At 44.3% G+C, this 23,555-nt stretch carries 24 protein-coding genes, 1 pseudogene and 2 other annotated features; of the genes and pseudogenes, 2 read left to right on the top strand and 23 right to left on the bottom strand.

The features are described 5' to 3' along the window. Positions 1-19: 19 nt before the first annotated feature. The 4 genes from pheA to DIC78_RS17645 are packed head-to-tail and all read right to left on the bottom strand — an operon-like array spanning position 20 to position 3,291. Positions 20-877, bottom strand: a complete 858-nt coding sequence (pheA, locus tag DIC78_RS17660; protein WP_106020198.1) for a prephenate dehydratase — start codon at positions 875-877, stop codon at positions 20-22. 17 nt (positions 878-894) lie between these two features. Beyond that, positions 895-1,338 (bottom strand): transcriptional regulator ThrR, encoded by a 444-nt coding sequence (gene thrR / locus DIC78_RS17655; RefSeq protein WP_010335153.1) that lies wholly within the window; start codon positions 1,336-1,338, stop codon positions 895-897. Between the two features lie 54 nt (positions 1,339-1,392). Further along, positions 1,393-2,679, bottom strand: a complete 1,287-nt coding sequence (gene obgE / locus DIC78_RS17650; RefSeq protein ID WP_024122348.1) for a GTPase ObgE — start codon at positions 2,677-2,679, stop codon at positions 1,393-1,395. A 33-nt stretch (positions 2,680-2,712) separates the two neighbouring features. Beyond that, positions 2,713-3,291, bottom strand: a complete 579-nt coding sequence (locus tag DIC78_RS17645; RefSeq protein ID WP_095714292.1) for a sporulation initiation phosphotransferase B — start codon at positions 3,289-3,291, stop codon at positions 2,713-2,715. Between the two features lie 77 nt (positions 3,292-3,368). On the opposite strand from DIC78_RS17645, the gene DIC78_RS17640 reads away from it, so the two are divergent. Beyond that, the gene (locus tag DIC78_RS17640) at positions 3,369-3,491 is read left to right on the top strand and encodes a hypothetical protein (protein WP_125825434.1); all 123 of its coding nucleotides are present in this window, start codon (positions 3,369-3,371) and stop codon (positions 3,489-3,491) included. A gap of 119 nt (positions 3,492-3,610) precedes the next feature. Here the strand turns inward: DIC78_RS17640 and rpmA are convergent, their stop codons facing one another. From rpmA to valS, 16 genes are all read right to left on the bottom strand, one after another. Beyond that, positions 3,611-3,895 carry a 50S ribosomal protein L27 gene (gene rpmA / locus DIC78_RS17635; protein ID WP_003222623.1) on the bottom strand — a complete coding sequence of 95 codons (285 nt, stop codon included), beginning with the start codon at positions 3,893-3,895 and terminating at the stop codon, positions 3,611-3,613. 12 nt (positions 3,896-3,907) lie between these two features. Further along, positions 3,908-4,249, bottom strand: coding sequence for a ribosomal-processing cysteine protease Prp (locus DIC78_RS17630; protein ID WP_024122350.1), 342 nt, complete (start codon positions 4,247-4,249; stop codon positions 3,908-3,910). Between the two features lie 2 nt (positions 4,250-4,251). Beyond that, the gene (gene rplU / locus DIC78_RS17625) at positions 4,252-4,560 is read right to left on the bottom strand and encodes a 50S ribosomal protein L21 (RefSeq protein ID WP_127696693.1); all 309 of its coding nucleotides are present in this window, start codon (positions 4,558-4,560) and stop codon (positions 4,252-4,254) included. 13 nt (positions 4,561-4,573) lie between these two features. Then, positions 4,574-4,651: a sequence feature (ribosomal protein L21 leader region), on the bottom strand. Positions 4,652-4,708: 57 nt separating this feature from the next. Next, positions 4,709-5,575 carry a M50 family metallopeptidase gene (locus DIC78_RS17620; protein WP_044154177.1) on the bottom strand — a complete coding sequence of 289 codons (867 nt, stop codon included), beginning with the start codon at positions 5,573-5,575 and terminating at the stop codon, positions 4,709-4,711. Beyond that, positions 5,568-6,362, bottom strand: a complete 795-nt coding sequence (locus DIC78_RS17615) for a M23 family metallopeptidase (protein ID WP_127696692.1) — start codon at positions 6,360-6,362, stop codon at positions 5,568-5,570. Before DIC78_RS17615 ends, DIC78_RS17620 begins: the two co-directional genes overlap by 8 nt. Before the next feature lie 149 nt (positions 6,363-6,511). Further along, the gene (gene minD / locus DIC78_RS17610) at positions 6,512-7,318 is read right to left on the bottom strand and encodes a septum site-determining protein MinD (protein ID WP_024122353.1); all 807 of its coding nucleotides are present in this window, start codon (positions 7,316-7,318) and stop codon (positions 6,512-6,514) included. A 1-nt stretch (position 7,319) separates the two neighbouring features. Then, entirely contained in the window at positions 7,320-8,000 is a 681-nt protein-coding gene (gene minC / locus DIC78_RS17605; RefSeq protein ID WP_024122354.1) for a septum site-determining protein MinC, read from the bottom strand. A gap of 52 nt (positions 8,001-8,052) precedes the next feature. Next, positions 8,053-8,571 (bottom strand): rod shape-determining protein MreD, encoded by a 519-nt coding sequence (gene mreD, locus DIC78_RS17600; RefSeq protein ID WP_010335162.1) that lies wholly within the window; start codon positions 8,569-8,571, stop codon positions 8,053-8,055. Continuing rightward, on the bottom strand, positions 8,568-9,440 hold the full coding sequence (gene mreC / locus DIC78_RS17595; RefSeq protein WP_024122356.1) for a rod shape-determining protein MreC: 873 nt from the start codon (positions 9,438-9,440) through the stop codon (positions 8,568-8,570). The genes mreD and mreC overlap by 4 nt, the downstream gene beginning before the upstream one ends. A 30-nt stretch (positions 9,441-9,470) precedes the next feature. Further along, positions 9,471-10,484, bottom strand: a complete 1,014-nt coding sequence (gene mreB, locus DIC78_RS17590) for a cell shape-determining protein MreB (RefSeq protein ID WP_010335164.1) — start codon at positions 10,482-10,484, stop codon at positions 9,471-9,473. A 91-nt stretch (positions 10,485-10,575) separates the two neighbouring features. Further along, positions 10,576-11,271 (bottom strand): RadC family protein, encoded by a 696-nt coding sequence (gene radC, locus DIC78_RS17585; protein ID WP_024122357.1) that lies wholly within the window; start codon positions 11,269-11,271, stop codon positions 10,576-10,578. A 37-nt stretch (positions 11,272-11,308) separates the two neighbouring features. Continuing rightward, positions 11,309-11,878 (bottom strand): Maf family nucleotide pyrophosphatase, encoded by a 570-nt coding sequence (locus tag DIC78_RS17580; RefSeq protein WP_024122358.1) that lies wholly within the window; start codon positions 11,876-11,878, stop codon positions 11,309-11,311. A 150-nt stretch (positions 11,879-12,028) separates the two neighbouring features. Continuing rightward, positions 12,029-13,027, bottom strand: coding sequence for an SPOR domain-containing protein (locus tag DIC78_RS17575; RefSeq protein ID WP_105953484.1), 999 nt, complete (start codon positions 13,025-13,027; stop codon positions 12,029-12,031). Positions 13,028-13,159: 132 nt separating this feature from the next. After that, a complete protein-coding gene (locus tag DIC78_RS17570) occupies positions 13,160-13,906 on the bottom strand; it encodes a prepilin peptidase (protein WP_127696691.1) in 747 nt (248 codons plus the stop codon). Positions 13,907-14,046: 140 nt separating this feature from the next. Beyond that, positions 14,047-15,339 (bottom strand): bifunctional folylpolyglutamate synthase/dihydrofolate synthase, encoded by a 1,293-nt coding sequence (locus DIC78_RS17565; RefSeq protein WP_127696690.1) that lies wholly within the window; start codon positions 15,337-15,339, stop codon positions 14,047-14,049. A 59-nt stretch (positions 15,340-15,398) separates the two neighbouring features. After that, positions 15,399-18,041 (bottom strand): valine--tRNA ligase, encoded by a 2,643-nt coding sequence (gene valS / locus DIC78_RS17560; RefSeq protein WP_127696689.1) that lies wholly within the window; start codon positions 18,039-18,041, stop codon positions 15,399-15,401. Between the two features lie 59 nt (positions 18,042-18,100). Further along, positions 18,101-18,323: a binding site (T-box leader), on the bottom strand. Between the two features lie 166 nt (positions 18,324-18,489). Here valS and DIC78_RS17555 point away from each other — a divergent pair. Next, on the top strand, positions 18,490-18,681 hold the full coding sequence (locus DIC78_RS17555) for a hypothetical protein (RefSeq protein ID WP_024122364.1): 192 nt from the start codon (positions 18,490-18,492) through the stop codon (positions 18,679-18,681). 19 nt (positions 18,682-18,700) lie between these two features. Here the strand turns inward: DIC78_RS17555 and cotN are convergent, their stop codons facing one another. The 3 genes and pseudogenes from cotN to hemL all read right to left on the bottom strand — a co-directional run bounded on the left by cotN (position 18,701) and on the right by hemL (position 23,531). Next, a complete protein-coding gene (gene cotN, locus DIC78_RS17550) occupies positions 18,701-19,726 on the bottom strand; it encodes a spore coat protein CotN (RefSeq protein WP_095714285.1) in 1,026 nt (341 codons plus the stop codon). Positions 19,727-21,396: 1,670 nt separating this feature from the next. Next, positions 21,397-22,104, bottom strand: a pseudogene (locus DIC78_RS22195) (stage VI sporulation protein D); the annotation flags it as partial. Between the two features lie 134 nt (positions 22,105-22,238). Next, complete coding sequence (hemL, locus tag DIC78_RS17540; protein ID WP_127696687.1) at positions 22,239-23,531, bottom strand: glutamate-1-semialdehyde 2,1-aminomutase; 1,293 nt, start codon at positions 23,529-23,531, stop codon at positions 22,239-22,241. Positions 23,532-23,555: the final 24 nt, after the last annotated feature.

Raw genomic sequence — 23,555 nt, 5'->3', positions numbered from 1 at the left:
AAAGCCCTAATAGGGCTTTTTATAATTGATAAGATTGATATGTACCAAGCAGCTTTACTTTGCATCCGAGCGCTTCAAGCTCCTGCATAGCCCCAGGGATTAATACTTCATCAAACGCCTGTTCAATATCAATAATAAAGAAATAATTCCCTAACCCGGTTTTGGTCGGACGGGATTCGATTTTTGACAGGTTTAAGTTTCTCCAAGAAAAAGCAGACAGCACTCTATGCAGCGCTCCGGACTGATCATCCTGCGGAAGCATCACCATCAGTGTTGTTTTTGGTCTTGAATTCAATTTTGAATTCACTTCAAAGGTTATATTTTCATCAGGAGACAGAATGACAAATCGCGTATGATTGTCTCTATAATCCTGTATATCCCGTTTTACGATTTTTAATTCGTATGTAGAAGCCGCCATTTCATTGGCAATCACCCCGATATTCAGCTCGGGATGGTCACTGACAAACTTTGCCGCCGCTCCGGTTGAATTGGCGTATTCATACGGCACGGAAGAAAAATGCCGATGCAGAAATTTATGGCACTGCGCAATCGCATGTGAGTGAGAATAAATTTTGTCTAGATCTTTCCACGCATTTTCTCTGGAAGGATGAACGAGTAAGTGCTGATGAATCGGTAATGTCATTTCACCTACGATGGGCAGAGGCTGTTCATGTATTAAATAGTCTATTGTTAAATTTACTGATCCTTCTAATGCGTTCTCTAAAGGAACAAAAGCAAAATCAACCTCACCTGAAACTGCCGCATCTATACATCCCGGTATCGTGCGGTAAGCAACATGCTCGGCGCCATTTTGGAAACAAGAACTGACTGCTAGATGTGTGAATGTAGCTGCTGGACCTAAATAACCGACTTTCATGACAATATTCTCTCCCCTTACGCTCCTGAACCTAATATTTCAACCTTTTCTACAAAGTCAAACTTTCTCATCTTGTTCATTAATGTATGAATATCCTCTTCCATTGCAGATGTACTGATAGACAGCGTTACGTTTGCTCTCCCTTGAAGCGGGATGGTCTGGTGAATGGAAAGAACGTTGCTTCCAGAGTCAGCCACCGCCTGAAGGAGCTGAGATAACGCCCCGGAGCGATCCTCTAAATGAAAGAAAAGTGTGATAATTTGCTCTTTAACCATTGTATAAAAAGGAAAAACGGCATCTCTGTATTTATAAAATGCACTTCTGCTTAAATCCACCTTTTGAACGGCATCTGCCACTGATTCTGCTTTTTTTCGATCCAGCAGTTTTTTGACTTCCAATGTTTTTCTCATCGCATCAGGCAACACATCTTCACGGACAAGATAAAACGTCTCCTCTTTCACTTGCATCCCCCCTTTTGAAAATAGAGAGCCTGATATCCAGGCTCTCACCCATCATTAATCAATAAATTCAAATTCGAATTCAAGAAGTCTGATAATGTCTCCGTCTTTGGCCCCGCGTTCTCTGAGTGCTTCATCAACACCCATTCCCCGCATCTGTCTTGCAAATCGTTTAACAGATTCATCACGTGAGAAATCAGTCATCTTGAATAACCGCTCAAGACTGTCTCCTGAAAGCACAAAGACTCCGTCAGGATCTCGCGTGATGCTGAATGGCACTTCTTCATTCTCCATCGTGTACATAACACGGTTTTGCGTAAGCTCTTCCTCGTCATACAGCGGGAATTCCGGAGTGTTTTCCAGCTGATTGGCAACTTCATACAGAAGCTCGCGAAGACCTTCTCTTGTCACTGCACTGACCGGGAACACCGGATAATCATCCGTCAGCTTTTCTTTAAACCCTTCAAGATTTTCCGCCGCCTGCGGCATGTCCATTTTATTTGCGACAATAATTTGCGGGCGCTCAGTGAGACGCAAATTGTACTCGCTCAATTCCTGATTAATTGTCACATAATCCTCATACGGATCGCGGCCTTCCAAGCCGGACATATCAATGACATGAACGATAACACGGGTCCGCTCAATATGGCGCAAAAATTGGTGGCCAAGCCCGACGCCTTGATGAGCCCCTTCAATCAGTCCAGGCAAATCGGCTATAACGAAGCTCCGTCCATCATCTGTTTCGACCATGCCAAGATTCGGAACAAGTGTCGTAAAATGATAATCCGCAATTTTCGGTTTTGCAGATGAAACGACGGACAACAAAGTCGATTTTCCTACACTTGGGAACCCGACAAGCCCGACGTCTGCAAGCACTTTTAATTCAAGAACAACATAGCGTTCTTTTCCCGGTTCACCGTTTTCTGAGAGCTGAGGTGCGGGGTTCGCCGGTGTGGCAAAGCGTGAGTTCCCTCTTCCGCCTCTTCCGCCCCTTGCGATGACAGCCTGCTGTCCATGTTCGGTTAAATCGGCAATGACCTGTTTTGTATCATCGTCTGTTACAACAGTGCCAGGCGGAACTTTAATGACCATATCATCAGCATTTCGTCCATGCTGGTTTTTTGACATGCCATGCTCGCCGCGAATCGCTTTAAAGTGTTTTTTATATCTAAAATCCATAAGAGTACGGAGACCTTCGTCCACTTCAAAAACGACGTCTCCTCCTTTTCCGCCGTCGCCGCCGGCAGGGCCGCCTTTCGGCACATATTTTTCACGGCGAAACGCAACCATCCCGTTGCCTCCGTCGCCGCCTTTTACATACACTTTCACCTGATCTACAAACATAATGTCCTCCGTTCTAAACCGTTAAAAACTCCGCTAGTTCAACCCAATTTCAATCAGACATTCGTGACTTGTGATCTCAAAACGCATGATATCAAAGTCCTCATATCCATTTTGCCGAAAATCGTCAAAGGCAGATATATTGGCAAAAGTGCCGTGAAAATCAAGGTACAGAATCAGCTGTCTGTCAGGATGATCGGTTTGAAGCGAAACGGTTAAATGATTTTCACTGCCTCTAGTGACTGCTTGTTCAAACAGATCAAACAGCTTTCTCATCAGTTTCGCCAATTTTTGATCATAAGCTGACAAATCCTTAATTTCCCCGAGAACTTCATATTCAAGTGTCATACATTGGGCTTTCCAATTAAACGTAAGAAAATCAAACGCTAAATGCGGTGTTTTCAGGTTTGAGAGCTTTGATTCGTGCTTAGCGTCTATCACCATTTCTTCAATGATTTCAAAGACGCGGTCATACTTCTGCAAGCTTAAGTTTCCTTTAATTAGCTGCAGCTTATTCATCCAATCATGCCGGGAATGGCCAAGAAGATGAATCAGTTCATTTGTTAAAGCCGTATCGCTTATATTTTCTTCTTGATTTTTTGAAACATCCTTCATTTTCGCACTCCCAATCATTTGATTTCTTATTTAGGAGTCTGTATAAGTGTGTATTATGAATTATAACAGAGAAGGCTTTGATAGAAAAACAATTGTTTTTCCCAGAAATATCATGTTCCTTTTTTCTGGCTTCGGTTGATTTTCAGCCAGGCAGAACATTTTATGTATTACTGCTTGGGGAACATATCCAGTGGGTTTGAGACATTCGTTCTCATTCTTGGCGGGGTCTGCTCGCACATACTCTGCATAACATTCTTGATGCTTACTCCGCATATTGCAAAAAAAACTCCAGTCATCATCGACCGGAGTTTTTGAATCATTATTGAGCTACAGGATATACGCTCACTTTTTTGCGGTCACGGCCGAAACGTTCGAATTTAACAGTTCCGTCGATTTTCGCAAAAAGAGTGTCATCTCCGCCGCGGCCCACGTTTTCACCTGGGTAAATTTTTGTTCCGCGTTGACGGTAAAGGATAGAACCGCCTGTTACGAATTGACCGTCAGCACGTTTAGCACCTAAACGTTTAGCCTCAGAGTCACGTCCGTTCTTTGTAGAACCTACTCCTTTTTTAGAAGCGAAAAACTGAAGATCTAATCTAAGCATGTAGCTCACCTCCTATATTATGTTTGTGGTCACACGCAAGTGATCTTTATAATCCCGCTCAATTGTCTCTAACGAAACAATCATGCCTTCAATCAGCAACTGAGCTTTTTGGCGCGCCTCCGGATCAAGAGATTCAGGGAATTCAAAGTAGAAATAACCCCCGTCTTCTCCTATATCAAGAAGCGGCTCGAAGCCCGCCAGCGCGATGACCGCGTTAACGGATCCAAACACAACGGCTGTTACTCCGGCACAAACGAGATCTTGTCCATGTTCAGCAAAGTCGGCGTGGCCCGTCATTTCAAAAGACAATAAGCTTTTGTCAGTACGGGACCGTCTGATTGTTGCCTGAATCATGCTTACGCGTTGATTTTTTCGATCGTCACTTTAGTGTAAGGCTGACGATGACCTTGTTTTTTATGAACGTTTTTCTTTGCTTTGTATCTGAAAACAGTGATTTTTTTCGCGCGGCCTTGTTTTTCAACTTTAGCCGTTACTGTTACGCCTTCAACTGTAGGGTTGCCGACTTTCACATTGTCTCCGCCAACAAACAAAACGTCTTCAAAAGTAACTGTTTCACCTGCTTCAGCAGCAAGTTTCTCGATGTAAACAGTTTGGCCTTCTTCAACTTTAATTTGTTTACCGCCTGTTTTAATGATTGCGTACATTCTCTGCACCTCCTATTAGACTAAGACTCGCCAGATACCAGGGGGCTGTAAAACAACTCTTAACACCTGTACTGAGCGGTTGTAGCATTGGTGCTACATCCATAACATTAAAAAATATATCAGAATACAAGGCGTTTGTCAATCGATTTTAATAAGGGAGCAGCAGCTCTTCCATGGAGGAATTTGTCCGTTTATCAGCAAAGTAGGCATGCAGCACTTCATTCTCATCCAGCTGGCTTAGCTTCTCGCCGGATTTTTCTATAATAATGGGATGCTTGCAGCCTCGTTTGAATTCCGCCATGACATGATAGACTTTGTCCTCAGCATTAACGGTAAGCGGTAGCAATTTTTCAAGCTCACGGTTTTTCCCATAATATCTTTCCAGGAGAAACCTCACATGGATGTAGTGTCTTTGCCTGTACTCCTCAAACAGAGAAACAGCCAGAAAGACAAACAAAACCCATGCGCTGATTTGCAGAGGAACCGCAAATAAAACCCAGCATGCGAGAAGCAGGCAGCACACAAGTGAAGTCTTCAGATTCAGCCGGTGCGCTTTTTGAAAAGACAGATGCTTTGAAAAAATTAAAAATAACAGCTTGCCGCCATCAAGCGGCCAAATCGGCAGCAGATTCACAAATAAAATAGATAGATTATAAAATGTAAACAGTTCAAAGGTCTGCTGATCAATTATTGAGAGGCCTGCAATCATCCAAGCCGCAAGCTGAAGCCAAATGTGCTGAAGAGGTCCGGCAATAATAACCGCAAACTCTTCCTTTAACGGCCGATTTCCGTGCTCTTCCACTTCAACTGTTCCTCCAAATGGCAGCAAAAAAACACGCTTGATTCTCCAAGAAAAAAACACGGCCAGAGCGGCATGCCCCAGCTCATGGATCAGAACAATCACAAGCAAACACAGCAATGCTTTCATATGCCCTGTAATCAGCCCCAGCGCCATGATAATCCAAAGAAAAGGATGAACATGAATTTTCAAGATGAGGTCAAGCCATTTATTCAAATGAGATCACCTGAATCGGATCAATAAATTTGTCGCCGTCTTTCATGGCAAAATAATAGAGCCCTTTGTTATGATCATCGAGTTTAATCGAACCGAGCTTTTTGCCTTTATCTACAAAATCATATAAAGCGACATCCACGTCTTTCAGTTCACCATAAATGCTGTAGGTATTGTCAGCATGCTGCACTTTCACTGTCAGCCCCGTCTCACCATCTTTACTGACTTCAACAACATAGCCTTCTTTTATACAATCGATTGTATCGCTGCTTGTTTCGACTTTAATGCCTTCCCCGTTGTCCTGAAAATCCTGCTGAACTTTACCAGATGCGGGTGCGACGAGATCCTGACCCACTTCAACCTGCTGTTCCTTATTTTTCTTTTCAGGAGCGAGAAATGCAAGCGGGCTGCCAAATTTCGTTTCAAACCAATGGCTTGCTGAAGCAAATTGAAATTCTGTTTCGAAGGTTTGTGCAACGACCGGCTTGATCTGGCTGACGGGTCCAATATTTGTTTTATAGGCTATGGCAGAAACAAGAACAAGGCAGGCCGATAGAAGACATTTCAGAATAATTGAGTCTGTTTTCACCAAAGGGTGTCTTCCGCTGAAATTCGAATTGCCATCTTCATATACCGGGAGGGTTCCATGTTTTTCCTGATCAGACATCATGACCCAAGACGGCGGTTTTTCCTTTTCGGAACCTGTCTGAGTAGGGAAACGTTTTGAGCCGGAAACCTGTTTCCTTCTTTTTTCTAATCGTTTTCTGATTTCATCTGCTCTGTGACTCATTGCCATCATCCTTTGCATTCGTTGGGTTTGTACATCATATGTCTTGTCCACGGCAATTATTCGATTTACCTTCAGCACAGAGCAGTCAGAAACAAAAAAACCTGACACAGCATTTGCTTTGTCAGATTCTTCTCTTTTATTCTATGAAATTATGATCTTACTCCGAAAAATGACTTAATCTTAGCCATCATTCCCTTGTTTTGCTCTTCAAGCACCTGCAAAGGAACAGATTCGCCTAAAATGCGGCGGGCAATATTGCGATATGCGATGGAGGCGCGATTTTTAGGGTCCATTGCAATCGGTTCGCCATGGTTAGATGCCTTAATCACTTCATCATCATCGGCAACGATACCGAGCAAATCAATCGACAAATGCTGAACGATTTCATCGATATCCATCGTGTCACCGTTTTTCATCAGGTGATTTCTGATTCTGTTTACGACGAGCCGCGGCGGTTCAATATTTTCTTCTTGTTCCAAAAGCCCTATAATGCGATCAGCATCTCGCACAGCTGAAATTTCAGGCGTTGTGACCACTACCGCCTTGTCAGCCCCGGAAACGGCGTTTTTGTATCCTTGCTCAATTCCTGCGGGGCAGTCTATGATGACATAATCAAATTCCTGCTTGAGCTCTTGGACCATAGTTTTAATTTGTTCAGGAGCAACAGCCGTTTTATCGCTCGTTTGAGCAGCAGGCATTAAATAGAGCAAATCATCAAAACGTTTATCCTTTACGAGCGCCTGATGCATTTTACATCTGCCCTCTACAACGTCTACGAGATCATAAATAATTCTATTTTCAAGACCCATTACTACATCCAGGTTGCGCAGTCCTATATCAGTATCTACTAAACATACACGCTTCCCTAAAATGGCTAAGGCGGTACCGAGGTTAGCAGATGTTGTTGTTTTACCTACTCCGCCTTTTCCCGAAGTTATTACGATAGCCTCACCCAATTCACATTCCTCCCTCAAGCCTTGTTAGATCAGGTCTTAAATGAGCCAAATGTTGAAGGCGTTCAATGACCATATTTCCGTCTGTATCTAAATAAGCACATTCCATTTCGTTCCCTTTTTGAATGTGGTCTGGGGAGCGATTTAACACGTGATTGATTCTTAACTGTGTCGGCAGCATTTCAGAGGCAGCAATGACCGCATGATTATTTCCGTTAAATCCGGCGTGGGCAATCCCTTTCAGCGAACCCAAAACAAAAATGTTTCCGCCGGCTCTGACTGTCCCGCCCGGGTTCACATCTCCGATTAGAAGCAAATCGCCCTTCACCTCGAGCACTTGGCCTGAACGGACAATTTTTGAAACAGAAATAATTTCAGCTTCCTCTTTCATACGCTGTGCTTCTTTTTTAGTAATGACTTCACTCTCAATAGAATGAACAAACAAATCTTTCTTTGACGCAATTAATTCGGTCAGCTGTTCTTCTTGTTCCTGATATAAGCAGCGATTGCCCAGCTTAATGTGAACACTGATTTTCTGGCCTTTTCCATCTGTATATTGTTCAATTGACAGCATATTCTGAAGACCATCGAGAAGCTCATCAAAAGAACATGCATCATCAAGATGCAATGTCAAACCATTCTTTGTTCCTTTTATCGTTACATATTGCTGCTTTTTGGTCTTCACAATATTCACCTCAACAACATACTCATTTCGTCAAAAAAAGATAAAATCCTTTTTACTCATCTCTCAATTCTTTCTTTAGACTCATAAAAAATAATCTAAATGGGAGAACCAGGATGAGTGCGCTTATCATATTTAATAAAACTGTCGGTATAAACCGGTCTAGCACAAAGCCATTAAACGTCATAATGTCTTTGTGAATCAGCGACTGAATGCCGAATACATAAAATTCAAGCAGGCAAACTGCGAGAACAGCAATCAGGATGACGACAAAAGCGTTTGTGTGCAGCACTTTAAACGCTTTTGACGCCAAATAGCTTAGCCCCGCAAAGCCAAACATATAAACACCTAATAGACTTGTATAATTCATATCATATAGAAAGCCGAAAATAAAACCGTAGATCACCGCGTGTTTTTGATTGATAAAAGCCGACATAAAAATCAGCACAAGCATCAGAAAACGCGGGACGAGCACCTGGTCATCCGTGACGAACGGGAAATGCACCAGATCAGTAAAGATGCTTTCCGCCGAAAAAACCAACATCATAACGAAAGGGAGAAGGAAACGTTTCACGATCCTTCCTCCTCTGTATCGACAGTCGGCACATCACGATTAACAACGATCACATTATTTAAATCAGAAAGATCAGCCGCAGGTTTTACATAGGCAACTTTCGTTAATCCATAAGAGTCAGACTCAATCTCAGTCACTTCACCGATTGTCAGCCCTTCTGGAAATACGCCTCCTGTGCCCGACGTTTCAATCAGATCGCCTTTTTTCACGTCTTGTTTATCCTTGCGTTCGATTATGGTCATCTTCAGCCGTTTTTTGTCTTTATCATAGCCTTCGATTAAACCGTAGCCTTTGCTGCCTTTTTTCCCGGAAATGGTTGTTGCGACTCTGTTATTCCGGTCAGTATCGCTTAAAAGCTGGACCGTAGACGTAAAGTTATTAAGGCCGGAGCTTTTAATCTTCCCGATTAATGCGCCTTTTTCGTTCGTTACAGCCATATCTTTCGCTACGTTTTGCTGAGTCCCTTTGTTAAGGGTCACCTGCTTCGCCCAGTTATCAGGACTTCTGGCAATGACTGTCGCCAAAATCGGCTTGTAATCTTTTATTGATTTCACATGGCCGAGTTCGTCACGCAAGGATTTGTTTTCGTCTTCAAGTTCTTGGAGCTTGGCTTCATATTTTGTCTGTCCGTCAAGCTTTTCTCTCAGACGCTCGTTTTCTTCGTATGTGTTTTTTAAATCACTAATGTTCTCAAATATCCCTGCAAAAAATTCGGCAGGCGTATGAAAAATGTTTTGAAATACTCCCGTCGTATCACCGATCAGTTTCTCAGGCCAGGTGGTATTACGGCCGTCCTTCAGCGAAAATCCAATCATAGCCACCAATATGATAATACACAGAAGTAATAGCATTAACCGTTTATTCGGCATCGTGTTACACCTCTTCTATTGAACTCCCGATTATCTTGTTTTTCCTTTGAAAAGATGGATGTGCTCCAGTGCTTTTCCTGTACCGATCGCTACACAATCAAGCGGGTCTTCAGCGATAAGGACCGGCATTTTTGTTTCTTCGCTGATGACTTTGTCCAGATTACGAAGAAGCGCTCCGCCGCCGGTTAACACAATACCTCTGTCCATGATATCTGCGGCAAGCTCAGGCGGTGTTTTTTCAAGTGTGCTTTTCACTGCCTCTACAATAGTTGACACAGTGTCACGCAAAGCATTAGAAATTTCTTTTCCAGTAATTTCGATCGTTTTCGGCAGACCTGTCAGCAAGTCACGGCCGCGGATTTCCATTTTATCGGATTCTTCTGCGGATTCAGCAGAGCCGATATCCATTTTAATCGCTTCAGCAGTGCGGTCCCCGATCATCAGGTTGTATGTTTTTCTGATGTAGTTGATAATCGCATCGTCCATTTCATCACCGGCAACGCGGATGGATTGAGATGTTACAATACCTCCGAGGGAAATAATCGCAACTTCTGTCGTTCCGCCACCGATATCAACAACCATGCTTCCAGTCGGTTCCCAAACCGGCAGATTGGCGCCGATAGCCGCAGCAAACGGTTCTTCGATCGGATACGCGTCACGCGCTCCGGCTTGTCTTGTCGCATCGATAACAGCACGCTCTTCAACCGCAGTAATGCCGGATGGCACACAAACCATCACATAAGGTTTTCTGGCAAACATGCCTTTATTTTTAATGGCCTGATTGATGTAATATTTCATCATGGTAGCCGTCGTTTCATAATCAGCGATAACGCCGTCTTTCATCGGGCGAAGAGCTACTACGTTTCCAGGAGTCCGTCCGATCATATTTTTCGCATCATTTCCGACAGCAACAATCGATTTCGTATCCGTTTGCAGAGCAACGACTGACGGCTCTCTCACAACAATTCCTTTACCTTTCACAAAAACAAGCGTATTCGCAGTTCCAAGATCTATACCAAGGTCTCTTGTACCAATTCCAAACATATGTATGTATCTTCCTTTCTTAAAGCAAAAATACCCTAAAGGGAAAAACTCATAAACTCTATTATAGCTTAATTCGACGAAAAAAAAAGTGTTACAAATATCCTTTTTCCTTTAAACTCACAAATTTTTTGTCGCCAATCACCAAATGGTCAAGCAGCTCGATGCCAATCAGGTTTCCGCATTCAAACAGCCTTCTTGTCACTTCAATATCTTCCCTGCTCGGCGTCGGATCCCCCGAAGGATGATTGTGGATACAAATAAAGGAAGCGGCAGATCGTTTGAACGCTTCTTTAAATACCTCCCGGGGGTGGACAATAGATGAATTCAGACTTCCGATAAAAACAGTGCGTTTATGGATGACTTGGTTTTTTGTATTTAAATATAAACAGACAAAATGCTCCTGGGTTAAAAAGCGCATATCCTCCATGACCAGGTTTGCGCCGTCTTCCGGGGAGCGGATTACAAAATGTTCTTCATTGGCTAGTTTATGAATACGGCTTCCCAGTTCAACTGCTGCCAGTATTTGCACAGCCTTCACCAGACCGATTCCCGGGATGCTGGACAGCTCCTCAACGGAAGCTTCTTTCAGCAGACGCAGCCCGTCAAACGAGCGCAGAAGCCTGTTTGAAAGGTTCATAACAGATTCGTTCTTTGTGCCTGTCCGCAATAAAATAGCCAAAAGTTCGTTGTTTGCTAAGTTCTCGGCTCCGACTTTCAGCAGCCGTTCTCTAGGTTTTTCTTTCTTTGGGAAATCTCTGAGTTTTAATGGCAGATCGTGTATGATCAAGCCCTCCTTTTCTTTCCCTTCCCGTTTATAAAAATCGTCAGGCTTCTACATCAAAATCCTTCAGAACTCTCATTGTTTTTGATATAGGGAGCCCTACGACTGAATAATAATCTCCGTCTATTTTTTTTACAAAAAGTGCGCCTTTTCCTTGGATGCCGTATGCACCTGCTTTATCCATCGGCTCTTTCGTTTCAATATAAGTCCAAATATCTTCTTCGCTGAGGGGCCAAAACACAACCTCTGTCTTATCATAGAACGTTTCGCTGTGATTTGCGGCTTGAATACTGACAGCGGTTATCACTGAATGACTACGGCCGGAAAGCCTGCGAAGCATTGCAGCGGCTTCTTCTTGATCTTGCGGTTTGCCAAGGCACTCACCGTCAAGACATACCATTGTATCAGCACCGATTACAATTGCGCCCGGATTGAGATCGGCCACAGCCTTAGCTTTTTGTTTTGCCAACCATTGGACGTTTTCTTCAGGTGAAAAGTTTCGATTTAATTTTTCCTCTACTTCACTGACAATAATGGTGTAGGGGATCTGAAGCAGATCGAGGAGTTCTTTTCTTCGCGGAGATTGTGATGCAAGTATAAGCGGCTTAGCCATGTTCGTCATCCTTTCAGGGTTTGCTTAAGAAAAAAAGATACTCATTTATCCTACCAAATCATGAGGCTCGCCACAATTTCAGAAAAATAACTTTTTCATGACAAAATAAAAAAAGCCTGTCGCTAAGGACGAAGGCTCAGGCACTTTCTATTATTTAATTACGGCTAAAAGCTGCTGCTGAGCCTTCCATCCGGCTTCAGCACTTGGGTCCTCTAATTCCTTTAACGCCTGCAAAACTGCTTTTTTCTCTCCCGTTTCAGCCGCTTCTGATTCACCGAGCGACTTTTCTATTTTTTTAACACTTGCTTTTGTGATATCTTCTCCGAGAATCGCCTTCGCAGAGAGCTCTGCTGTTTTCTTGAAAGAATCTGTCATATCCGACTCTATTGATAAGGATAATTCCTTGCCTCCCCAAGCTTCAAAATCGCTGTCGATCAAAAGCTGCCCTAACTGCTGTGATACAGCCTTATCATTTGCCAGGCCCGCAATGACATACGTATACCCGTCATCCTTTGACAGGGAGACGGCGGAATATCCTTTTTCAGTCAGCTGTTCAGTTAATGTCTCAGCACCCTTTTCATTTGAAAACTTTCCTGCTTGAACTGCATATGTTTTATATGTACCTTCCGTTTGTGCCGCTTGTTTTTCACCGCCGGTGCTTTGTTTCTCCGCAGATGTATCTCCTGCTTTTGCCGTCTGGCTGCCTAAAGAATCGTCTAAGGAGGCTGGCGCCGACGCTTCTTTATTGCCTGATATATTCAATGCGAATAGCCCTAAGCCTGTGCCTAAAACCGCAGCAAAGGCAATTGTCGCCGCCACTCTTTTTACTGGCTTGGCCGACCCTGACTTTCCTTTTGAATAGAGCTTCGATTTCTTCTTTTGATAAGGCGGAACAACTTTGGGGTCATCTTTAAACACCTTATCCTCGTCTGAATCCCAGTTGAATTCATCTTCATCAGTATGTTCATGGGATGCCGCAACCTCCTGCTCCGCCTTTCTCTTTTCCTCCCAATTTGAAAACGTCATGTTTTTTTCTTGCTCTGTCTCCGGTGTCTCTTGTTCATAAACTGTTTCTTCTTTTCCATTAATCGTCACCTTAAGGGCTTTTTCTTCCGCTTTACTGATTTTTTTTTGCTTCCTTTTTTTCAATTCTGCTTCCTCCCTTCATTTGTGTGACCGTTCTTGTGGCTTTTCATGCTACACACTTTAGCACAGGCGAAAAAAAAAAGAACAAGACTTTTGTCGTCTTGTCCAAAAAACGTTCGTCAAATTTTTTATCAGTCAGCCTAACGCCGTTTTGACATAAAAGGAAATGATAGAGTCACCGTATAAATAAGCGAAAATGCTTCCTGCCGCAATTGCCGGGGCAAAGGGAATCGGCTGTTTTCTGGCCAGCCTTCCGAACAGTACAGCGGCAGCTCCGTACAATGCGCCTATAAAAACTGAAAAGAAAAAGGCGGCAGCAAGCATTTTTACACCAAGCACAAGGCCAATAACGGCAAATAATTTAACATCCCCTCCCCCTATTCCTCCATGAGTGATGACGGCAATAAAGGCCAGTAAAAGAAAACCGGCAGCCGCGCCTATAAAGCCTTCATACCAAGAAAGAAGCGGAGAAATGATTCTGCCAGCTGCCAGAAAGGGAAGAAAGAATAGCAATATGCGATTTGGAATCAGCATAAAGTGAATATCTGTCACAGAAACAATAATTAGAAGAGATAGAAACACCAACGCAACAATCAGTTCCCAAGACAAACCAAAACGAAATCCCGCGGCTGCAAATAAACTCGCTGTCGAGAGCTCTGCCGCCGGGTACATAAGAGAGAGCTTTTGGCCGCAGCTTTTGCAATTGCCTTTTTGCAGAATAAAAGATAAAACAGGGATTAATTCCGTCGGGGTTAGGGTTCGACGGCAAAAGGAACATGCTGAACGCGGACTTATGATGGATATGTGCAAGGGGATACGGCATCCAACCGTATAATAAAATGAACCGAGGATAAGGCCGAGGACAAAAAGAATCTGAATCATAGACAACACACCTTTACTCTCTTTAGATTATGCTATGGATTGTAGCACAGCAAGCATATTGATCTATAATAAGCAATTTTAGATTTTGACAGAAAAAATCCCGGCAGAATATCATTATTGATTCTGCCGGGCCAAAGTCATTACAGCATTCTTTTTCGAATGTCAGAAATAAAATAAAGTGATCCCGTAATGAGCACGATATCATTTGAGCCTTTTTTGCTTTCTATTAATTTGATCACATGCTCCGGATCTTCATTCCAGCTTTTGCTGCTGATTTCACTAGCATCATACAGATCTTTCGCAAGAGAAGCACGCGGAAAATCAAAAGAAGCAAAATGAATCGAGTGCGCGATCGTTTCCAGTTTCTTAATCATGTCATGATACGGCTTATCCTTTAACGCACTGAACACCACACAAATATCGGAATCTGGGAAACGCTGCTTCATCGTTTCAGTCAGCTTATCGATCCCTTCTTCATTATGGGCGCCGTCTAAATATACCGGCGGATGTTCCTGAACCAACTCTAATCTGCCCGGCCAAGCAGCCTTTACGAGCCCGCTTCTTAACGCAGAATCACTCATTTCAGCAATGTTTTCCCTGTTAAGCCACTCGGCAGCCAAAATGGACAATGCCGCATTTTGTCTTTGATGCGTACCGATGAGAGATGTTCGAATATCTTCATAACACGTTTCTCCGGTTTTTAAAGAAAACTGTTCTCCTGCAGGGAGAGCCTTTTCATTATAAATCCTGCTTGTATCATGCAATGACTGAAAAGGAGCAGATTTTCGCTCAGCTTCATGCCGGATTACCTGTAAGGCTTCCGGCTGGGTAACGGCTGTCACGATCGGAATGCCTTCTTTTATAATCCCGGCTTTTTCGCCTGCGATTTCTTCAATGGTGTTTCCTAAAATGTTCATATGGTCGTGTCCGATACTTGTGATGACGGTTAAAAGCGGCTCGACAACATTAGTAGAATCGTACCTTCCGCCCAGACCTGTTTCAAAAATAACAAAATCGACCTGATGATACGCAGCAAAATATAAAAATGCACAAGCCGTCATAATTTCAAATTCTGTCGGCTGACCGTGTTCAGTTTGATCAAGCTCTTCAACGATCGGTTTCACCTGATTAACGAGTGTGAGCCACTCCTCATCTGTAATAGGTGTGCCGTTTACGCTGATGCGCTCATTAAATGTGATGATATAAGGCGATGTAAACGTACCGACAGTGTATCCCGCTTCTTGCAGCATAGAACGGATAAAAGCGACAGTTGATCCTTTGCCGTTTGTTCCCGCCACGTGGAGCGCGCGGATTTTCTTTTCAGGATGGTCCAATCGCGCCATCAGCTGCTTCATTCGATCAAGACCGGGCTTCACTCCGAATTTTAGACGGCTGTGAATCCAGCTGCGCGCTTCTTCATATGCAGTAAACAATGATAATCCCCTCTTTTATAAGACAAGGCGGTTTCTCAAGAAACCGCCTCGGCTTTTCATTAGCCCTTCAGCTCAGCCATTCGTTTTTGAACAGCGTCACGCTTTGCCACATAATCTTTCTCTTTCTCACGTTCTTCATCAATTACGTGCGCAGGCGCTTTTTTTATAAATCCTTCGTTTCCAAGTTTCTTTTGGACACGCTCGACTTCTTTCGTCAGCTTATCGAATTCTTTTTGCAGACGGGCGATTTCTTCATCGATATTAATTAAACCTTCAAGCGGAAGTATGACCTCTGCTCCTGTGACAACTGCCGTCATTGCTTTATCAACAGCTTCGATATCTGTACCGATTTTCAGCGCGCTCGGATTTGTAAAGCGTTCCACATAAGAACGGTTTGCTTCGAGACGGGCTGCGACCTCGTCCGTGCTCGCTTTAATGTACAATTCAACTTGCTTGCTCATCGGTGTGTTTACTTCGCTGCGGATATTACGCACAGAACGGATCAGTTCAACGAGAAGCTTCATGTCAGCAGCAGCTTCAGTGTCTGTATGCTCAGGCACAACAGCAGGCCATGTGCTTACAGTAATGGATTCTCCTTGGTGAGGCAGGTGCTGCCAAATTTCCTCCGTTAAGAATGGCATAAACGGATGGAGCAGGCGCATCGTTTGATCCAGAACATAAGCAAGAATGGAACGGGTTGTTTTCTTAGCCGCTTCGTCTTCTCCGTATAGAGGAAGCTTCGCCATTTCAATATACCAATCACAGAAATCGTCCCAAATAAAGTTATATAAATGGCGGCCGACTTCACCAAATTCATATTTATCAGCTAGCTGTGTCACACTTTCGATCGTTTCGTTTAAACGCGTTAAAATCCACTTGTCAGCTACTGATTTCTCACCTGAAAGATCAAGCTCATCATATGTCATGCCATCCATGTTCATTAATGCGAAACGAGAAGCGTTCCAAATTTTATTGGCAAAATTCCAAGTCGATTCCACTTTTTCATAGCTGAAGCGAAGATCTTGGCCAGGAGAGCTTCCAGTCGCCAGGAAATAGCGAAGGGAATCGGCTCCGTACTTGTCAATCACTTCCATCGGATCGACACCGTTGCCAAGAGATTTACTCATTTTTCTGCCTTGCTCATCACGGATTAAGCCATGGATTAAAACATCTTTAAACGGACGTTCGCCAGTAAATTCAATCCCTTGGAAAATCATGCGTGACACCCAGAAGAAAATGATGTCGTAGCCTGTAACGAGAACGTCAGTCGGATAATAGCGTTTAAAGTCTTCAGCTGTCAAATCAGGCCAGCCCATAGTGGAGAAAGGCCAGAGCGCAGAACTGAACCATGTATCCAGCACGTCTGTATCCTGCTCCCAATTTTCGCTGTCCTCCGGCGCTTCAAGACCGACATATAACTCGCCTGTTTCTTTATGATACCAGGCAGGAATGCGGTGGCCCCACCATAATTGACGGGAAATACACCAGTCGCGGATATTTTCCATCCAATGCAAATACGTTTTTTCGAAGCGGTCAGGAACAAAGTTGACTTTTTCTTCTTTCTCCTGCAATTCAATTGCTGCATCAGCAAGCGGCTGCATACGCACAAACCATTGGGTAGAAAGATATGGTTCAACAACCGCTCCGCTCCGTTCACTATGTCCGACAGAGTGCAGATGGTCCTCGATTTTGAAGAGAACGCCTGCCTCTTGTAAATCTTTAACGAGCTTTTTGCGGCATTCAAAGCGATCCATGCCTTGATATTGCAACGCATTTTCATTCATCGTGCCGTCTTCATTCATGACAAGAATGCGCTCTAAGTTATGGCGGTTGCCAAGCTCGAAGTCGTTCGGATCATGGGCAGGCGTAATTTTCACCGCACCTGAACCAAATTCCATATCAACATAGTCATCGCCGACAATCGGTATTTCACGATTTGTAATAGGCAGAATAACCGTTTTTCCGATAAGGTGCTTGTAGCGCTCATCTTCAGGATGAACCGCAACGGCCGAATCACCAAGCATCGTTTCTGGGCGTGTCGTCGCGATTTCAATTGAACCTGATCCGTCAGCAAGCGGATAGCTCATGTGATAAAACGCGCCTTGAACATCCTTGTAAATGACCTCAATGTCTGATAAAGCTGTTTTTGTTGCCGGGTCCCAATTTATGATGTATTCGCCTCTGTAGATCAAGCCTTTTTTATAAAGTTTGACGAATACTTCGCGAACCGCTCTGTTTAAGCCTTCATCAAGCGTGAAGCGCTCACGGGAATAATCAAGGCCAAGCCCTAATTTCGCCCACTGGCTGCGGATGAAGTCAGCATACTCTTCCTTCCACTTCCACGTTTCTTCAAGGAATTTCTCACGGCCTAAATCGTATCGGCTTGTGCCTTCTTCACGAAGTTTCGCTTCAACTTTAGCCTGTGTCGCGATACCGGCGTGGTCCATCCCCGGAAGCCACAGTACATCATAACCCTGCATGCGTTTCATTCTTGTTACAATGTCTTGCAGCGTGGTATCCCAAGCGTGACCAAGGTGAAGCCTCCCTGTTACGTTTGGCGGTGGAATAACGACAGAGTACGGCTCTTTTGTCTGATCGCTGCCTGCTTCAAAAAACTTACCTTTTAGCCAAAAATCATATCGGTCTTTTTCAACCGCAGCCGGATCGTATTTCGTCGGCATTGTTTGTTCATTCGTTTCCATCATAACCCTCCAGCATGTTTAAAATGGCTGAGAACGAAAAAAGAGCCCTTCATCCTTGGGAAAAGGACGAAAAAGCTCTTTCGCGGTACCACCTTTTTTCATGAACTTTGTCAGTTCATGCGCTTCAACGGATAACGGGGGTTTCCCGAATTTCTCTACTCTTCTTTCAAGAAATTATGCTCCCGGGCGACCTTCCAATCAGACAACATAAGAAGCCTTTCAGCAAGCGGCTTCTCTCTCTGCATGCGTCTTTCTTGTACTCTTCCCGTTCTAAGCAGGTGTATCTATCAGCTCATTATATACTTTATTTATGTTCTTTATTATAGTAAAAGTGTTTTTGATTCGTCAATCATCTTTTCCAAAAATACTGCGTCCTATACAAGATGGGCAGGCACCTATTGACCAAGTATACATATGATGCTTGTAAATGCGTTGAGGAGGATGCACCGTGAAGAAACGTTTCAGCTCTTATTCCCTGCCGCCGTGGGTCAGGCAAATTCGGCTTGTATCCGCGCAAGTGATTATCCCGATTACGATTTTCCAAGGTATCAGAACCATTTTCTTTCCGACAACCTTTGATGTCTTGCTGCTCGCAATATTGATTCTGTTAGCCTGTGCGCTTCATTTGGAATGGATATAAACAAACAAGTCCGCGCCAATTAAGACGTGGACTCGTTTTCCGCCTGAAATTTTTTCTCTTGTTCAATTTGATGGATTTTCATCACAAACGGCTCAATATTTTTCATTTGCCAGTATGCCTTTAATAAGTGTGTACATTCATCTTTTTCACGCCGTCTTTTCCCGGTCTGATAGCGGTTCAGCACTTTGTACACCGTTGCCGGATAAGCCATGTAACTGAGAAAAAGACTGATTTCAGCCTCATGCAGAGGAAATGCTTTCGTATATGCATAAAACCAATCGACACACTCCGGACAAGCTTTTGGAAAACCGCTGAACATTCGTGTGTAAAAGCCGAGCAAGTCGTTATGCGGCGGCCCCACAGACGCTCTCTCAAAATTCGTAAAGTATCCGGTCCCTGCATCATTATACAGAAAATGGTGAATAGACAGGCTGCCGTGGGTAATGACAACCCTTGAGGAGCCTTTTTCTTTTGCCGCTTCATACCAGTCCTTAATCCGCTCAAGCGCAAAGTTTACGGCGGAAATGGTTTCTGAATAATAGGTTACAGCCTGCAATTCAAAGGGGGAAAGGTACCATTCTTTCTCAGCTCTGTCTACAAACTGTTCATAAATGACCTTTTCATTTTCCCACTTTTTTCTCGTTTGTTCATAGTGGCGTTCAATGTCTTCACGCCTGACCTTGATTTCCTGCGCAGTTCTCTCGTGAAGGCGGGCTGTTTCTCTAAATAGATAGGCATGTTTCTGATCCCGCTCTTCCTCTTGGTCAAATTGGAGCCAAGGCATTAAGTAATAGGAGTCTCCAGTTTGTACGCCCCCGGAGAAAAACTCTCCCCCATTTGTTCTGTAAATGGGAACAAAGGAATGAAAGCCTTTTTCCTCAATTGCCACCATTTGATCTGTAAAATGTTTGCCGCGAACCGACTTCATTTTTTTCAGCGCAAATACCCCATAATCTGAATACACTTTCCACACACGAGAACTGACTGGCTCAATAAATTGAGCCGTCAGTCCGTATTCCTGAAGAACCGATTGGACATCTTCCATTCCATTCACCACATTTTCCGATCGCTTACGGCTTACGCATGGCTGCTGTTGTATTGAGGGATATAAAGAATCTGCCCTGCTTTCAATTCATCATCCAGCGCCAAAGAATTCATCCTGATCAGCTGCTGGGAGGTAATGTCGTACCGTTCGCATAAACGTTCAATGGTATCTTCCTGCTGAACAATACAGATTTTCATTCTAGAAAACTCATCTTCTTCTCTTGTAAAGAGTTTTGTTAAATAAAGAGAATTATGATTTTCCTTTGTTTCAGTTCCCTTTGTTTGAGCAGCAGGAACAGCCCCAGCAATAGCATCTGTTTCCTTCCTTTCAGGTTCGGAAGTGTCTGGCAGCTGGTAAGAATGAAAAGACGCCTCTTCCTCAGGTTCTTCAGGTGTAGGTGTTTTTCTCACTTCAATTTCAAAGCTTTCTTTCTTCTGCTCTTCTTCCTCCAGCAGCTTAGGCGCTGAATAAAAGGAATGCTCTTCTGAATCTTGTTCCGGCAGGAAGGTACGGTAGGCCGGCGTAAGTTCTTCTTCCTGAGATTCCCCTTCAGCACTTATCTTTTGATTAAAATGCAGGGTTGGAGCTGCTGCTTCTTCCTTTAAAAGTGCAGCTGGCGCTTCTTCCTGCTCTCTGCTTCCTTCTAAAGAAACAACGTCTTCATGTATAGTTTCCTGGACTTCCTTCAGTTGTTCTGCATCCTGTCGAGGTGCAGGCTCTATGTGATCCGATAGCTCCGATTCTGTTTTTTGGGATTCTTGACGCAGAGCATGCTCAAGAATAGAAGAATCTGGTTTTTCTGTTTTTTCTTCACCACGCTCAGCCTCTTGCTGAAGCTCAGCTTCTACAGCAGGTGATATTTCCGCCGCTGAAACAAGCGGTTCTGACAGTTCAGCCTGCTCTTCTTCCGTCTCTGCTTTTTCGCGGATCTCTATTCCTGAAGCAGCCTTTGGGGAATCTGCTTCTACTGTTTCCGCTTCCTCACGAAGCCCTGCCTCTGAAAGAATGAGCTCCGGCGGCTTCGCTTCTTCTGCATTTATATCTTTGCTGCCCTCTGCTTTTAAAGCAGCTGATTCTGATCGCTCAGCTTCTTTCTTTTCATTTTCCTGTTCTTCACGAAGCCTCGCTTCCGAGACAACAAGCTCTGGCGGCTCGGCTGGCGCTTCTTCTGCTTTTATACCGCCGCTGCCCTCTGCTTTTAAAGCCAATGGCTCTGATCGCTCAGCTTCTTCCTCTTCATTTTCCTGCTCTTCACGAAGCCCCGCTTCCGAGACAACAAGCTCCGGCGGCTCAGCTGACGCTTCTTCTTCCGCTTTTATATCTTCGCTGTCCTCTGCTTTTAAAGCCAATGGCTCTGACCGCTCAGCTTCTTCCTCTTCATCTGCTTGCTCTTCACGAAACCCCGCTTCCGAGACAACAAGCTCCGGCGGCTCAGCTGGCGCTTCTTCCGCCTTTATACCTTCGCTGTCCTCTGCTTTTAAAGTCAATGGCTCTGACCGCTCAGCTTCTTCCTCTTCATTTTCCTGCTCTTCACGAAGCCCCGCTTCCGAGACAACAAGCTCCGGCGGCTCAGCTGGCGCTTCTTCCGCCTTTATATCTTCGCTGTCCTCTGCTTTTAAAGCCAATGGCTCTGACCGCTCAGCTTCTTCCTCTTCATTTTCCTGCTCTTCACGAAGCCTCGCTTCCGAGACAACAAGCTCTGGCGGCTCAGCTGGCGCTTCTTCCGCCTTTATACCTTCGCTGTCCTCTGATTTCAAAGCCAATGGCTCTGACCGCTCAGCTTCTTCCTCTTCATTTTCCTGCTCTTCACGAAGCCCTGCTTCCGAGACTAGAAGCTCCGGCGGCTCGGCTGGCGCTTCTTCTTCGCTGTCCTCTGCTTCTAAAGCAAATAGCTCTGGCGGCTCAGAAAAACCTTCATCAGGAGCTTCATAGAGAGGAATGTCTTGCTCTCTGTCTGCTGTGTCATCAAGAAGGCCTTCTATTGCTAAATCAGCCTGGATCGTCAGGATGCGCGAGTCTGTTAGTTGATAGTCAAATGCATCAATAAACACAAAAACTTCATGTAAATGACTGACTTTATTTTTCGGGATGGTAATATCGACAGGGAAACAATGAGTCAGTTCCGCAGTTCCATCCTCTCTCGTTCTGACCTCTTCGACAAACCGCTTATCGGTATAAAACTCTTCAGTATTTTTGCTCTGATCTATGTTGTACTCACCTGTAAGTTCAAGCGATCCTCTGATTGAAACGTAATCATTTACTTCCTGAACCCTAATATCAGGATCTAATGAAATGGAAAGCAGTTCAGAAACTTCCTGTCCTTTTTGGAAACAGATCGATTCTTCTACAGAAAATTGCAATCGATGATTTTGCGGCAAGTTCATATCCTCCTTTCATCTAATCCTTAAAATTAGATGTCACTAAAGGTGTATGTATGAAATGGAGAAAATATGAATGGGGAAGCATAGAAAAACCGGTACAAGGATGTCCTTGATACCGGTTTTTATCGTACTTATCCGCGGCTGATCTCAGCGAATACGTTCTCAGCTGCCTGAATTGTTTTTTCAATATCTTCATCAGTATGAGCCGTCGAGAGGAAAAGCCCTTCAAATTGAGACGGCGGAAGGAACACACCTTCGTTTGCCATTCCTTTATAATACTTGGCAAACAGCTTCAAATCCGATGCTTTGGCTGTTTCATAATTGATGACAGGTTCATTTGTAAAGAAGAAACCGATCATTGAACCTGCGCGGTTAAAGGTATGCGGAATACCGTGCGCCTCTGCCGCTTTTGATATGCCTTCTTCCAGCCTGTCACCTTTTTTCATAAAGGTCTTGTATGATTCAGGCGTGAGCTGCATTAATGTTTCGAGTCCAGCCGTCATCGCAAGCGGGTTGCCTGACAGCGTACCTGCCTGATAAATCGGACCGCTCGGAGCAATCCGCTCCATAATTTCGGCTTTACCGCCATAAGCGCCGACAGGCAGTCCGCCCCCGATTACTTTTCCTAAGCAAGTCAGATCAGGCGTTACGCCGAAATAGCCTTGAGCGCATTTGTAATCGACCCGGAAGCCAGTCATGACTTCATCAAAAATCAGCAGCGTGCCGTACTGTTCAGTAATATCACGCAATCCTTGCAGGAAGCCTTCTTGCGGCGGAACTACTCCCATGTTTCCGGCAACCGGTTCTACGATGACGCCTGCAATATCTTCACCGAACTGTTGGAATGCAAGCTTTACACTTTCTAAATCATTGTACGGAACGGTGATGGTGTTTTTCGCTATTCCTTCAGGTACGCCCGGGCTGTCAGGCAGACCGAGTGTTGCCACTCCTGAACCCGCTTTAATCAGCAGAGAATCTCCGTGTCCATGGTAGCAGCCCTCAAATTTTAAAATCTTATTGCGGCCTGTATATCCTCTTGCCAAACGAAGCGCGCTCATGGTCGCCTCGGTTCCTGAGCTGACCATCCGTACAATTTCTACTGACGGCACTCGGTCAATGACGAGCTTCGCCAATTCATTTTCCACCTCAGTCGGAGCCCCGAAGCTTGTCCCGTATTCAGCCACTTTTTTGAGGCTCTCTACAACGCGGTCATTTGTGTGTCCTAAAATTAAAGGCCCCCATGACAAGACGTAATCAATATACTCATTTCCATCAATATCATAGATTTTAGAGCCTTTTCCGCGCTCCATAAAAATCGGGTCCATGTCTACCGATTTAAAGGCGCGAACGGGGCTGTTTACACCGCCCGGCATGAGTTTTTGCGCTTCTTTAAAAGCCGCTTTTGATTTTTCATAGCTTCTCATCTGCCTCAACTCCTGTCAACTGAA

The sequence above is a fragment of the Bacillus halotolerans genome, assembly GCF_004006435.1.
GTDB lineage: Bacteria > Bacillota > Bacilli > Bacillales > Bacillaceae > Bacillus > Bacillus halotolerans.
Note: the sequence above shows the minus strand (reverse complement) of the source record. Positions and strands in the feature narration are given on the sequence as shown.

Bases quoted from the DNA above. Each gene is read 5' to 3' on its own strand.
- mreB (WP_010335164.1), bottom strand. From the start codon at position 10,484: ATGTTTGGAATTGGTACAAGAGACCTTGGTATAGATCTTGGAACTGCG.
- obgE (WP_024122348.1), bottom strand. From the start codon at position 2,679: ATGTTTGTAGATCAGGTGAAAGTGTATGTAAAAGGCGGCGACGGAGGC.
- mreC (WP_024122356.1), bottom strand. From the start codon at position 9,440: ATGCCGAATAAACGGTTAATGCTATTACTTCTGTGTATTATCATATTG.
- cotN (WP_095714285.1), bottom strand. From the start codon at position 19,726: ATGGAAGATGTCCAATCGGTTCTTCAGGAATACGGACTGACGGCTCAA.
- hemL (WP_127696687.1), bottom strand. From the start codon at position 23,531: ATGAGAAGCTATGAAAAATCAAAAGCGGCTTTTAAAGAAGCGCAAAAA.
- DIC78_RS17580 (WP_024122358.1), bottom strand. From the start codon at position 11,878: ATGGCTAAGCCGCTTATACTTGCATCACAATCTCCGCGAAGAAAAGAA.
- DIC78_RS17630 (WP_024122350.1), bottom strand. From the start codon at position 4,249: ATGATTCAGGCAACAATCAGACGGTCCCGTACTGACAAAAGCTTATTG.
- DIC78_RS17645 (WP_095714292.1), bottom strand. From the start codon at position 3,291: ATGAAGGATGTTTCAAAAAATCAAGAAGAAAATATAAGCGATACGGCT.
- valS (WP_127696689.1), bottom strand. From the start codon at position 18,041: ATGGAAACGAATGAACAAACAATGCCGACGAAATACGATCCGGCTGCG.
- pheA (WP_106020198.1), bottom strand. From the start codon at position 877: ATGAAAGTCGGTTATTTAGGTCCAGCAGCTACATTCACACATCTAGCA.
- DIC78_RS17615 (WP_127696692.1), bottom strand. From the start codon at position 6,362: ATGAGTCACAGAGCAGATGAAATCAGAAAACGATTAGAAAAAAGAAGG.
- rplU (WP_127696693.1), bottom strand. From the start codon at position 4,560: ATGTACGCAATCATTAAAACAGGCGGTAAACAAATTAAAGTTGAAGAA.
- rpmA (WP_003222623.1), bottom strand. From the start codon at position 3,895: ATGCTTAGATTAGATCTTCAGTTTTTCGCTTCTAAAAAAGGAGTAGGT.
- DIC78_RS17570 (WP_127696691.1), bottom strand. From the start codon at position 13,906: ATGATTCAGATTCTTTTTGTCCTCGGCCTTATCCTCGGTTCATTTTAT.